This is a genomic window from Neobacillus muris, from assembly GCF_943193175.1.
In the GTDB taxonomy this organism is placed as follows: domain Bacteria; phylum Bacillota; class Bacilli; order Bacillales; family Cytobacillaceae; genus Neobacillus; species Neobacillus muris.
In genome coordinates this window covers 53,546-67,181 of record NZ_CALPDF010000006.1, presented here as the reverse complement: position 1 = coordinate 67,181, position 13,636 = coordinate 53,546, and the positions used below count along the sequence as shown (strand labels likewise).

The following is a 13,636-nucleotide window of genomic DNA, read 5'->3' as shown; positions in this document are numbered from 1 at the left end:
AGGTGAAAAGGGTGGCGTTCGGAATCAAAAAACAGGATATAGCAGAATGGAAGCGAAAAATAGACCAAGGTGAAATTGCCTTTTTAACTCATTATTGGCTAGATGACCGATTCCCAGGATATAAAACCGTCACCAAGGTAGGCTGCAGCGACCTGAAAAAGCTTGCAGAATGGGGACGGCAGTACGGTCTCAAGAAGGATTGGATCGATCATCGTAAGAATGGGTATTCGCACTTTGATTTAATCGGAGAAAAGCAGGAAGAAATATTAAAACAAGAAGGATTGTTGGAGCATATTTGGAAAAATAGGAAGCAAGGATAAAATCGAAGTCACGATGCAAAAAGAAGTTATTAACGGGCTTAAAGACAGAGACTATTGAGAAGCAAAAGAGATGTCTTTAATAAGGGCACTTAAAGACAAAAACTCAATAAGAAAACAAAAGAACTGTCTTCAATAAGGGTTCTTAAAGACAGAACTCAATAAGAAAACAAAAGAACTGTCTTCAATAAGGGCTCTTGAAGACAAAATCCTATAAGAAAGCGAGAGAATTGTCTTTTATGAGGCTCTAAAAAAACAGAACATAATTAGTGATAATGGACCTCCTATAGCCTAAACTATTTAAGCCACTGGTTCATATGCTGCTGGATTTCATCATATTTTGCATCAGCATTCTTGAGACCGGCCGAACCTGCTTGTTCCAACGGCACAACACGGAAATGATTATAGGTTTGACTCGTGACATAGGTGGGATAAAAAGCAGGACTAGAAAGTTCAACCGTTTTTCCTTGTTCTGATACCCGCTTCGTTATTTCAACGGTAGCAAGCCCGCCGATATCTTTGTAATCACCATACTGGGCAGAAATAAAATTGCCTAAAGAATAAATGACAAACGTTTTTCGGCCATCGGCCCTTTCAATCCATTGCATTGGCTGGAGGACATGAGGGTGCGACCCAAAAAGGATATCCACCCCTTCATTGGCAAGAAAACGGGCCAGATCCTTTTGCTCCTGGTTTGGGAACCGTTGGTACTCATTCCCCCAATGGATGCTCATCACGACTGCATCCGATGCTTCCTTGGCACGATGGATCTCCTCTTTCATTTTTTTTCGGTCAATTAAATTGACGAGATAGTCTTTCCCTTTTGGAACAGGAATTCCATTTGTTCCGTATGTATAGGAAAGGAAAGCGAGTTTAATCCCATTTTTTTCAATTACCCGTAATTTATGCCGGTCTTGTTCATTCTGAAAACTGCCGACATGCGGAAGACCTATACTTTCTAAATATGCAATTTCAGAAAGAATTCCCTTTTCACCTTTATCTAATGTATGATTGTTTGCGGTAGAAACGATATCTACTCCAGAATGGACAAGGGCATCTGCTACTTCATGCGGACTATTAAAGGTTGGATATCCGGAGAGACCCAGTTCAATCCCTCCGAGTGTGCTCTCCAGATTGGCTGTCAGGAGATCGGGTTTTTCTAGGAGCGATTTTACATTGGAAAACATTTGGTCAAATTCATATTGCGATCCATTGAAGGCATCCTGATAAACAGGACTGTGGATGAGAATGTCTCCAATTGCGCCAACGGTTATTTTTTCGGTGATGACCCGGTTTATGGTTTGTGCCGGACGCTGTGGATTGACCTCTTCGGAGTAGACTTTCGGAACCGGTTTGGTTTTATTTGATGGTTGAGTGAGTAAAGCATAGGCAAGTATACTGCATCCAAGAACAATTGAGATAGAAGTCATAAGCGATTTTTTCATACTACCTGCTCCCTAGTGCTTTGATAAGCCGATTATTTTTATAGACTTTGTCCATGCTATACTATATTTATGTGGAAATTTGTATTCTCTCATTCGACAAAATTTTGGAAATGGGGTGAATAATGTATGTTTAAGCTGACCAATCAAGCTCATCATGTACTGATCGATATCATAAATAGGGAGAAAACTTCTAATGAAGAACAGCTGTTTTTGCGGTTAAGCATGGGAATTGGCTGAGGTGCCCCAAAATTAAATCTGTCTCTGGAGGAGCGGAAATTACAAGGGGACCGTGTCTTTGAATTTGAGGATATTCAAGTGTTGATTCATGAAAAAGACTTCGTTTACTTTGACCATACAAAATTGGATTATGTTCATGATGTTTTGGGTAAAGGGTCTTTTCAATTGTTAAAAATGTAAAAAACGGAGCAGCCGGAAAGTCCGGATGCTCCGTTTTTCTTATAACCATTTTATTTTAGGTTCCGTTTTATCCATGATTCGTTTAATGTTGGCGCGGTGACGATAAATCACAAACGATACTAATAAAAGAACTACGACTAATAATGGGATATCCCACGCTTTTACAAAGCCGAAAACCACTACATATAATACTGCAATAATGCCGGCAATCATGGATGATAGCGATACATATTTTGTTATGTAAAGACTAATAAAAAATCCTAATAGAATCGTTAAAAATAAATATGGGGCACAGAACAAAAGAACGCCTCCTGATGTCGCAACAGCTTTACCGCCGCGGAATCCGGCAAAAATCGGATAAGTATGGCCCAATACAGCCAGTACACCTGGAAGCAGCGGGTTAACATCAACAGAAAAAATAACCGTCAAGGCAGCTGCCAAAGTTCCCTTCAGTATATCAGCCAAGGTAACAGCCAATCCAGCTTTCACACCGAGCACTCGGAAAGTGTTGGTTCCTCCCAGGTTGCCGCTTCCGTGTTCACGTATATCCATTTTATAGAAAACTTTGCCCACAATTAAACCGGAAGGGATGGAACCAATTAGATAAGCCAGGACCAAGATTAAAATTAATTGAACCATTATGACAATTCTCCTTCAAAATAAAATCCAGTGTTTCTATTTTACCATGTATTGAACCTGAAACGCTAATTGCTTTTTTACGATCAGCTGTTTTTGATACTTGATTTTAAAAGAAACGTGAAAAATCACTTTCCAATTCCTTTTTGATACTTTACGATAGAAACGGGAAGGAGAGTAAACATGGCAAACATAGAAATCATTCATCGAAAAAAATCAAAAATGTGGTTAATTGGGGGGCTGATTAGCGGAATCCTGCTAAGTGTAATCGCGTTTTTTTTCCTATTATATCCCTTTGCTTCGAATGAAAAACAAGCCTATTTAACTGGGGAAAACCCGATAATATTTAGTGGGAAACAACAAGGGAATGCTGTGTTGCAAAATGATTCTTACTATATTCCGATTCAATTAATTCAAGAGAACCTTGACTCGGCTATCCGTTATGATGAAAAATCAAAATCAGTGATCATTACGACAAAGGATAAAGTCGTTCAGATGCCAACCGATTCACTTACTTATTTTGTCAATGAAGAACCAGTGACATTGCAATTATCTCCTGTTATGACAATAAACGGTCAAGTTTATATGGCCATTGATCCCCTATTAGCGTTATATCCGATCCAATTTACGAGATTGCAAGAATCTAATGGTATCCTGATCGAACACGATGGTGATTCATTTATTCGTGCAAAAGTGATTAATAAGGAAATGAAAAAAGAAAAATTAAGAATCCGGACAAAGCCAGACTGGCAGTCTCCCTATACTGCCCAACTGAAGAAAAATGAAGAGGTCCGAATTGAAGGGGAAAAGCAAGATTATTATCTTGTTCGAAAGGCTGACGGCATCGCCGGGTATATCAAAAAGGAATATGTGAATCCAGGAAAAAAAGAGGAAATTAAAATTGTGCCTGAAAGGAAAACGTTTGCTCTGCCAAAAGTGGATGGGCCCATCCACTTAACATGGGAAGCTGTCTATACGAAGAATCCAGATATGGCGAAAATTCCCGAAATGACAGGAATAAACGTGGTTTCCCCCACTTGGTTTTCATTAGCTGGAGCGGATGGCTCGATTAAAAATCTTGCCTCACTAGAATATAGCCAGTGGGCGCAATCGAGAGGCTATCAAGTATGGGGTGTATTTTCAAATTCGTTTGATCCGGACTTGACCCATCAAGCCTTTAAGGATTATGAAACCCGTAAAAATATGGTTCGGCAGCTTCTCTATTATAGTCGAATGTATCAGCTGCAAGGAATCAACTTTGATATTGAAAATGTGAATCCAGAGGATGGGCCGCTAGTCACACAATTTATGAGAGAAGCTGCTCCTTACCTGCACGATGCAGGGCTGGTCGTATCGATGGACATTACATTTTCAGCGGGTGAAAATAATAATTGGTCCTCCTTCTATGAAAGAACAAAACTAGCTGAAATTTCAGATTATCTGATCGTGATGGCATATGATGAACATACGGGAAGCTCTACAGGGGCAGGCAGTGTTGCCAGTCTTCCTTGGGTAGAAAATAATTTAGAAAAGCTGTTGACAGAGGTTCCTAATAATAAATTAATTTTGGGCGTTCCGCTTTATACAAGGCTTTGGAAAGAACAAACTAAATCGGATGGAACGACACAAGTGACATCAACCGCCCTCTCGATGGACCAGGCGAAAGACTGGCTGGCATCAAAAGGGGTGCAGCCGGTCTATGATGAGCAAAGCGGGCAAAATTATGCAGAATATGAGTCCCCAGAAGAAAACGCTGTTTATAAAATTTGGATAGAAGATGAAAGCTCATTAACTAAACGGGCAAATCTTGCGGCAAAAAATAACCTTGCCGGTGTGGCAAGCTGGTCAAGATTTTTTGCAGGCGATTCTGCCTGGACGGCATTACAGACAGCTTCCAACAAAAATGTAACCAAAAAATAAAAGGGATCATAAGCCGGCCAATGGGCCGGTTTTCTTTTTACAAATGATTTCTTTACCGTTAATACTATGAATAGAGGAGCCTTATTAACATTTAAGGTAGAAAAATGGTCAATTTTATTACAAAAATAAGGAGATTTTTAAAACCATCTGCGAATCCGTTGAAAGGAGGGCGAGGAGCTCATATAATTTTATATAAATCAATACTAAGCAATGTAACCGGCCGAAACTAGAAATAGCGGTCGGTTTTATCATATCAAACTAAATAGGAAGGTGAGGTGTTACTATGGGCGTAAATAGTTCTTCGGCTCTCTATCAGTCGTATTCCGGTATCAGTGTGCTGTATGTTGAAGATGAATTGTTTTCCAGAGAAAAAATCCTGCGGGTTTTAGGCAGGCGTTTCAGGAACGTATATGCTTCATTAGATGGGGAGGAAGGTCTGGAACTCTATCAAAAATATCAACCAGATCTTTTGATTATTGATATCCATTTCAATCATCCATCCGAACTGGAAATGATTGAAGCCATACGGAAACTGAATGACCAAATACCGATTATCATTACCGCTGCAGAGGACGAACAAGAGGTCTATCAGCCATTATTAGAGAATGGCATCGTCAATCATGTCATTCCAAAACCAATCCATTTAGAACGTTTTTTGCAAGCTGTTCAACAATCTGTTATTCAAATTGAAGCGATCAGGGAACTGGAAAAATATAAAATGCAGCAATTATCCCTATTTGATCCGTTAACGAACACGTTGAAAAGAGGCAGATTTAATGAGATTTTAGATGATATGGTCACAAAAGCAGAAAAATGGGACCAGACATTTTCCTTAATGGTTATGGATCTGGATGATTTAAAAAGGATAAATTCACGCTTTAGCCATAAAGCTGGGGACCATTTGTTAAAAACCTTTTCTACAATCGTCCAACAGCAGATCGGGGAGAGTGATGTTTTTGCGCGCTGGGGCGGAGATTGTTTTATTTTACTATTGCCAAAAACTGAAATGAAGGACGCATTGGAGATGGCAGAATCGATTCAGACTATTTTGGTCAATTTTTCCTTTCGGGAATTAGGCAAAGTAACCTGCAGTTTTGGCATAGCTGCCTATACTTCCGGCATGTCAAAACGAGACCTGCTTTTTCGGGCAGAACATGCATTATATGAGTCCAAACAAAGCGGAAAGAATTGTATCACTTTTTTCAGCCCAGAGTCAACCAGTTTTAAAAGGAAGTGAACAGATGAAAACGCCTATGGAAACAAAAAAGATAAACCAAAATTTAGAACAGGGGCATCAGGAGGAAAATGAAAAAAGGAAGCAAATCGACCCATTTTTCATTCAACAATCCCGGTTTGCCCAAATGGGAGAAATGTTTGAAAGCTATGGTCAGGAATGGCAGCAGCCACTAAATCACTTGTCGCTATTAATTCAAGATATTAGAGAAGCCCTAGAATTTGGGGAATTAAGTGACCAATACATTGAAAATTTTATTTATGAAAGTATGCTACAGATTAACCATATGTCACAGGCTATCCATGATTTTCGAAAACTATATAAACCGAATAAAGATAAGTCCCCTTTTTCTGTTGCCGATTCCATCGAAGATGCTTTGGCTATATTCTCTCCCAGTCTTCATCAACAAAAAATCATGGTAAACTTTGTACATCGCGGACAGTTTATGGCTTTTGGCTATCCAAATGAATTCAGTCAGGCGGTCCTGAACGTATTAATCCGTACAAAAAATGCGTTTATTGTAAAGAATTCGCAGACGCGAATTTTAGAACTAAACATAAGCGAAACAAGTCAATATATTGTGGCAGAAATTAGTGACAATGCGGGCAGTATCGACCGTGCCTTAATGGAAAATGCTTTTGGCCCGTGTTTCAGCAGTACGCCAAAAGACATGGATTTTGGTCTCTATGTAACAAAAATGATTCTTGAAAACATGGGAGGTACTGTTGCAGCTGACAACTCTAACTTAGGAACTAAATACAGCCTACTTGTTCCTAAGTTTCATCTTAGTGAAAAGCCTTTCGTATTTACGGAATAAGGGATCTCTGATTCTATAACATTGAATGCTATTTGAAAGTGATCGATCATGATCCATGTATTTTTTTTCAAAAGGAGATAAAATAAAGGTAATGAAGCGAATAGGAGTGAAGGGTATGGCAGTTGAAAATCCAAGTTTAGAAGAAATGGGCGCGATTTTGAAAAAGGCAAAACGAATTGCTGTTGTAGGGTTAAGCAATAATCCGGAGCGTACCTCTTACCAAGTATCCGAGGTCATGCAGAAGGCCGGCTATGAAATTATCCCTGTAAACCCAACCATTGACGAAGTTTTAGGCGTAAAGGCTGTTGCCTCGTTAAAGGATATTGAAGGGCATATCGACATTGTCAACGTTTTTCGCCGTTCAGAACAATTGTTCGATGTTGCAAAGGAATTTGTTGAGGCCGATGCAGATGTCTTTTGGGCACAACAAGGCTTGGTGAATGAGGAAGCGTATGAATTTTTAAAAGAAAAAGGCTATACCGTAATCATGGATCGGTGCATTAAAGTCATCCATTCATTAACTAGATAATAGGTTTAAAAGCTGTGAGGAAATGCTCTCAGCTTTTTATTTTTTATCCAAAATAACTTGCAAAGAACGGATGAATTAAGGAAATTTTTCAATACGTATTTGCCAAATCAAAATAAATCGCTAAAATAAAGCATAGACGCCGCAAGACCTTTGGCAAAATTAAGTAACAAACATTTGTTCTAATGTGATATTATGGAGAAGGATTATCAGCATATTTAAAGAATAGTAATGAAAAGGTACATGAGCAAAATAGAAAGGTTGTTTTCTTTTTGTAGGGTATGAAAGGGGTATTTTAGTGGCAAGAACTCAGCAAACTTTTGAATATAACGAAGATGCCATACAGGTACTGGAAGGACTGGAAGCAGTAAGGAAACGTCCTGGGATGTATATTGGCAGTACCGATGCCCGAGGGCTTCATCACCTCGTTTATGAAATTGTCGATAACGCGGTTGACGAAGCGCTGGCAGGATTTGGCGATCATATTATTGTGAAAATCCACAAAGATAATTCAATCAGCGTTACCGATAAAGGGCGGGGCATGCCTACCGGAATGCATAAAATGGGAAAACCCACTCCAGAAGTCATCTTAACGGTACTTCATGCAGGAGGGAAATTTGGACAAGGCGGTTATAAAACCAGCGGTGGACTTCATGGTGTTGGTGCATCAGTCGTCAACGCTTTGTCGGAATGGCTGACTGTGACCATCAAGCGTGATGGCTTTGTATATGAACAGCGATTTGAAAATGGCGGAAAACCGGTAACCACTCTTGAAAAAATCGGTAAAACCAATCAATCCGGAACAACCATCCACTTTAAACCGGATGCTTCGATTTTCTCCACCACCACCTTCAATTTTGAAACTCTGTGTGAGCGGTTAAGGGAATCGGCCTTTTTACTTAAAGGCTTAAAAATAGAAATCATTGACCAACGAAATGACTTTCATGAAGTGTTTCACTATGAAAATGGGATTGAAGCGTTTGTCGCCTACCTTAACGAGGGAAAAGAGACGCTGCATCCAGTCGTCAGCTTTGAAGGGCTGCAAAATGGAATTGAAGTTGATTTTGCTTTTCAATTCAATGATGGATACTCCGAGAATATGTTATCCTTTGTTAACAATGTCCGCACAAAGGATGGCGGTACCCATGAGATTGGGGCAAGAACCGCAATGACAAGGGTCTTTAATGATTACGCCCGCAAGGCAGGATTGTTAAAAGAAAAGGACAAAAACCTGGATGGAGCGGATATTCGTGAAGGTTTGTCTGCGATCATTTCGGTTCGAATACCGGAGGAACTGCTGCAATTCGAAGGGCAGACAAAAGGGAAATTGGGTACCAGCGAGGCGAGGTCAGCTGTTGACGCTGTCGTTTCTGAACATATGTCCTATTTGCTAGAAGAAAATCCAAATACAAGTACACTGCTTATTAAAAAGGCGATTAAAGCCTTCCAAGCACGTGAAGCAGCACGCAAGGCACGGGAAGATGCAAGAAGCGGGAAAAAACGGAAAAGTAGAGAAACTGTGCTATCAGGCAAACTCACTCCTGCACAATCCCGGAATCCACAGAAAAATGAGCTCTACTTGGTAGAGGGAGATTCAGCGGGAGGTTCTGCCAAGCAAGGCCGTGACCGCCGCTTTCAGGCTGTTTTGCCGCTTCGTGGTAAAGTTCTTAATACAGAAAAAGCCAAGCTGGCAGATATTTTTAAAAACGAAGAAATCAATACCATGATCCATGCAATTGGAGGTGGTGTGGGTTCTGACTTTAATGTTGACGATATCAATTACGATAAAATCATTATTATGACAGATGCTGATACCGACGGTGCCCACATCCAGGTTCTGCTGCTTACGTTCTTCTACCGGTACATGAAACCGCTTGTCGAAGCGGGAAAAGTGTTTATTGCCCTTCCCCCGCTTTATAAAGTGAGCAAAGGCTCCGGAAAAAAAGAAATTATCGAGTATGCTTGGACGGATGATGAGCTGCAGGATGCCATTAAAAAGGTTGGCCGCGGCTATATCATTCAGCGCTATAAAGGGCTTGGTGAAATGAATGCGGATCAGCTTTGGGAAACCACAATGGATCCCGAAACCAGAACGTTAATTCGAGTGAAAATTGACGATGGAGCAAGAGCGGAACGCAGGATCACCACCCTGATGGGAGATAAGGTTGAACCTCGCCGCAAATGGATTGAAGGAAATGTCGAGTTTGGACTAGAGGAAGAGGATACGATTTTGACAAATGAAAATATTACGGTTTCTGAGGGGGGAGATGAAGAATGAGTACAGTTGAAAAATTCCGCGACCTCCCTTTGGAAGAAGTGATAGGCGACCGGTTTGGACGATATAGTAAATACATTATTCAGGATCGGGCTTTGCCTGACGCAAGGGACGGATTAAAACCGGTTCAGCGCAGGATTCTATATGCGATGCATATGGAAGGAAACACCCATGAAAAAGGGTTTAGAAAAGCAGCCAAAACCGTTGGTAACGTCATTGGCAACTACCATCCACACGGCGATTCCTCCGTTTATGAAGCAATGGTCCGTTTGAGCCAAGACTGGAAGGTTCGCAATGTTCTCATAGAAATGCATGGAAATAACGGAAGTATGGACGGTGACCCTCCAGCTGCCATGCGTTATACCGAAGCGCGCCTATCTGCCATTGCGTCAGAACTGCTTCGCGATATTGATAAACAAACCGTTGATTTAATTTCTAACTTTGATGATACAGCGAAAGAACCAACCGTCCTTCCAGCCATGTTCCCAAATTTATTGGTCAATGGTTCAACTGGTATTTCCGCTGGTTATGCCACCGATATTCCGCCGCACAACTTGGGTGAGGTCATCGATGGAGTCATAATGAGAATGGAACAGCCAGATATATCGGTTGATGAATTGATGAACGTGATTAAAGGTCCAGATTTCCCAACAGGCGGGATTATTCAAGGTATTGAGGGCATTAAAAAAGCCTATGAAACTGGTAAAGGGAAAATCATTGTCCGGGCTAAAGCAGAAATTGAAGAAATCCGCGGGGGTAAGCAGCAAATTGTCGTCACGGAGATTCCCTATGAAGTGAATAAAGCCAATCTCGTGAAAAAGATGGACGAATTCCGGATTGACAGGAAAGTGGAAGGAATCTCTGAAGTGCGCGATGAAACTGACCGCACAGGTCTCCGCATTGTCGTTGAGCTGAAAAAGGATACGGATGCAGCTGGTGTATTGAATTATTTATATAAAAACAGCGACCTTCAGGTGACATACAATTTCAATATGGTGGCCATTTATAACCGGCGTCCGAAACAAATGGGTCTTCACGAACTGTTGGATGCCTATATCGGCCATCAAAAAGACGTAGTCACGAGAAGAACCCAGTACGATTTGACAAAGGCGAAAGAACGCCAGCATATTGTAGAAGGCTTAATGAAGGCCTTATCGATTCTTGATGAAGTTATTGCCACCATTCGCGCTTCAAAGGACAAGCGGGATGCTAAGGATAACTTGATAGCTAAATTTGCATTCACTGAGCCGCAAGCAGAGGCCATTGTTTCCTTGCAGCTTTATCGTTTAACGAATACCGATATCACGGCTTTACGGAATGAAGCAGAGGAATTGACCAAAAAGATTGCTGAGTGGACGGCCATTTTGGATAGTGAGAAAAAGCTGTCAGCGGTCATAATTAAAGAATTAAAAGACGTGAAAAAGCGGTTTGCTGATCAACGCCGGTCTAAAATTGAAGCGGAAATTGAAGAGATTAAAATCAATCTGGAAGTCATGGTTCCAAGTGAAGACGTTATCGTCACTGTTACGAAAGAGGGTTATGTAAAACGGACAAGCCAGCGTTCCTATGCCGCTTCAAATGGCCAGGACTTGGCAATGAAAGAATCAGACCGGCTCTTTGCACAACTAGACATGAATACACAGGATGTTCTGCTTCTGTTTACCAGCAAAGGGAATTACTTATACTGTCCAGTTCATGAACTTCCAGACATTCGCTGGAAGGATATGGGGCAGCATATTGCGAATTTAATACCGATTGACCGTAATGAAGAAATTATCCAAGCCATTCCTGTTCAGGATTTTGAACTTCCAGAATACCTGGTGTTTGTCACAAGGAATGGTATGGTGAAGAAAACCGAGTTAAGCCAGTATAAAGCCCAAAGGTATTCCAAACCATTGGTTGGCATAAATTTGAAAGATGATGACCAAGTCATGAATGTCCATCTAACGGATGGGACAAAGGAGCTTTTCTTGGTTAGTCATTATGGCTACTCTCTATGGTTTAACGAGGAAGAAATCAGTATTGTCGGTGTAAGGGCTGCCGGAGTTAAAGGGATCAACCTAAAAGATGGCGATTATGTTGTGGCTGGGCAAATGATTGATGCCGACAGCCGGAAATCAATTGTCACAGTGACACAGCGTGGTGCGATAAAACGGATGAAATTGTCCGAGTTCGAGCGGGCATCCCGGGCAAAACGGGGTGTGATTATTCTTCGAGAGCTAAAAGCAAATCCGCATCGCATTGTTGGATTTGTGGCTGCAAGTGAAACCGATGAATTATTTGTCCAAACCGAAAAGGGTTACCTAGAAACGTTAAAGGCGGGAGATATTCGCTATAGTGACCGCTATTCCAATGGTTCATTTATTCTTGATGAAGGTGAGAACGGAAAAGTGACCACATTATGGAAGACAGAAGTGCCAAATCCGGATTCTTCCAACCAATAGAAAGGAAAAAAGACTCATTATGGGTCTTTTTTTCATTTTTTCCCCACTTTTGGACATACTAGAAATTATTAGCAAAATGGAGGGGATAAATGTGAAAAAGGAAATGGCCCTTGCTTTTACTGCGTTCTTTTTCATTTCACTTTCGGCAATAACCGTTGCATATGCGTTCGAGGAAAACAGCAAAACAATTGAAATAGCCAAAAAAGAGGCCGATATTACAGGTGATGGGAAAAATGAAGCTATTTTACTCAAAGGTGTTCCATATCAAGATGAAGAAGATGATTATTTAAGTGAGATTTTTGCTGAAGTAAAGGCTTCAAATGGCCAAACCTACACAATTCCTTTAGAAAGTGGTTCAAAAGCTGCTATGCAGCTCGTTGACTTAAACAACGATGGACTGAAGGATCTATTTATCAGCATCTTTACAGGCGGCAGCGGTGGTACGACTATGGATCACTTGTATACCATGAAAAATTTCCAAAAAACAGATTTGTCGGTTCCAGACCCCCTTGAAATGGAGAGCAGATTTCTAAATGGGTATAAAGCTGAGATTAAAATCGCGGAAACAGGAAAATCGTACTTTTTCAATTTGAAAGACCGGAAAAAATATTATAAAAAGTTAGGCCTTTATCATAAGGGCAGATTAAATGAGCCAATAGAATTAACCGTCAATCCCTATAGCAGCTTAAAACCAATTAAGCTGGAGGATGGGAGATATGGTTTAACAGGTGTCCAAAGGGTGACGGGCATTGCCAATGCGGATATGATTGCTTCTGCAGAATCAACGTGGTCCTATATAAACGGCAGCTGGAGGTTGGCACATGTAAAGATTTTTAAAGAAGGAAAGTAGGATATTTGTCACCTAATAGACAAATGCCCCATATACTATCGCAGGATGATTGAAAGGAGATGCTTGAAATGAGTATTCTCGTTCCTTCAAAATTATTAACTGCCTTCCTGCCGCCAGTGACTGCTTTCCGCCCAGTAGAAGGAAGAAAATACACATTGAAATATTCTGATTCTACTGGGCAGCTTTTTCTTACTATTGGAAGTAATTACGATGGCGGGACCAATCAAAGCTTCCGCGACGAAGTGCTGGCTGAATGGGTTCATCGGATGGGAGAATACTCCCTGGTGGGGCGCGTCCATGTTAGTGGAGATGAATTTGACAAAAATTATGCAAAAATCCGCTATGCCATCTTCCAAAAAGATATTAACCTTGCATTACAGGCAATGGTATATGGAGATCAGGCTTTTTATACAAATTTCCCATGGCTATTGGATGCCCCAATCTATATACGATTCGAATCTGTTTTTCCTGAATTCAATCAAGTTCTCTATTATGGAACGCCAAGACAATTTATGGCAAGCCGATCCATAAAGGAGACCATACAATAATCCACAGGCATAAGCCTGTGTTTTCTTTTGACTGAAAAAAGCCCATATTAGACAGGTTTCTGTAACTTTTTATCGATTTATTCGTACATATGAGTAGAGAGAATTGTTTGAAGCAGGGGATGAGTCAGGTGAAATTTTACTCAAAAAAAGGCTTAATAACTGGTTTTTTTTTATGGGGGACTGCGATATTTCTAATAGGTTTATTCC

11 protein-coding genes are annotated in these 13,636 nt (G+C 40.7%); 9 read left to right on the top strand and 2 right to left on the bottom strand.

All coding sequences use genetic code 11. The features are described from left to right. The first annotated feature begins 11 nt into the window (after positions 1–11). Positions 12–320 carry a hypothetical protein gene (locus NFS43_RS06390; protein WP_251550844.1) on the top strand — a complete coding sequence of 103 codons (309 nt, stop codon included), beginning with the start codon at positions 12–14 and terminating at the stop codon, positions 318–320. Positions 321–613: 293 nt separating this feature from the next. Here NFS43_RS06390 and NFS43_RS06385 read toward each other — a convergent pair whose 3' ends face one another. Together NFS43_RS06385 and plsY are read right to left on the bottom strand one after the other, a co-directional pair. Continuing rightward, positions 614–1,762: a CapA family protein gene (locus NFS43_RS06385; protein WP_251550620.1), complete on the bottom strand. Its 1,149-nt coding sequence runs from the start codon at positions 1,760–1,762 to the stop codon at positions 614–616. Positions 1,763–2,218: 456 nt separating this feature from the next. Continuing rightward, positions 2,219–2,818: a glycerol-3-phosphate 1-O-acyltransferase PlsY gene (plsY, locus tag NFS43_RS06380; RefSeq protein ID WP_251550618.1), complete on the bottom strand. Its 600-nt coding sequence runs from the start codon at positions 2,816–2,818 to the stop codon at positions 2,219–2,221. Positions 2,819–2,998: 180 nt separating this feature from the next. Between plsY and NFS43_RS06375 the strand changes: the two genes are divergently transcribed. From NFS43_RS06375 to NFS43_RS06340, 8 genes are all read left to right on the top strand, one after another. Then, the gene (locus tag NFS43_RS06375) at positions 2,999–4,735 is read left to right on the top strand and encodes a glycosyl hydrolase family 18 protein (protein ID WP_251550616.1); all 1,737 of its coding nucleotides are present in this window, start codon (positions 2,999–3,001) and stop codon (positions 4,733–4,735) included. Positions 4,736–5,018: 283 nt separating this feature from the next. Further along, positions 5,019–5,972 (top strand): GGDEF domain-containing protein, encoded by a 954-nt coding sequence (locus tag NFS43_RS06370; protein WP_251550614.1) that lies wholly within the window; start codon positions 5,019–5,021, stop codon positions 5,970–5,972. 4 nt (positions 5,973–5,976) lie between these two features. Beyond that, on the top strand, positions 5,977–6,786 hold the full coding sequence (locus tag NFS43_RS06365; RefSeq protein WP_251550612.1) for an ATP-binding protein: 810 nt from the start codon (positions 5,977–5,979) through the stop codon (positions 6,784–6,786). Between the two features lie 115 nt (positions 6,787–6,901). Continuing rightward, the gene (locus NFS43_RS06360; RefSeq protein WP_251550611.1) at positions 6,902–7,315 is read left to right on the top strand and encodes a CoA-binding protein; all 414 of its coding nucleotides are present in this window, start codon (positions 6,902–6,904) and stop codon (positions 7,313–7,315) included. Positions 7,316–7,610: 295 nt separating this feature from the next. Continuing rightward, entirely contained in the window at positions 7,611–9,590 is a 1,980-nt protein-coding gene (gene parE / locus NFS43_RS06355; protein WP_251550609.1) for a DNA topoisomerase IV subunit B, read from the top strand. Next, the gene (parC, locus tag NFS43_RS06350; protein WP_251550607.1) at positions 9,587–12,031 is read left to right on the top strand and encodes a DNA topoisomerase IV subunit A; all 2,445 of its coding nucleotides are present in this window, start codon (positions 9,587–9,589) and stop codon (positions 12,029–12,031) included. The genes parE and parC overlap by 4 nt, the downstream gene beginning before the upstream one ends. Positions 12,032–12,122: 91 nt before the next feature. Next, positions 12,123–12,881 (top strand): hypothetical protein, encoded by a 759-nt coding sequence (locus NFS43_RS06345; protein ID WP_251550605.1) that lies wholly within the window; start codon positions 12,123–12,125, stop codon positions 12,879–12,881. Between the two features lie 68 nt (positions 12,882–12,949). After that, positions 12,950–13,429: a staygreen family protein gene (locus NFS43_RS06340; RefSeq protein ID WP_251550603.1), complete on the top strand. Its 480-nt coding sequence runs from the start codon at positions 12,950–12,952 to the stop codon at positions 13,427–13,429. Positions 13,430–13,636 lie beyond the last annotated feature (207 nt).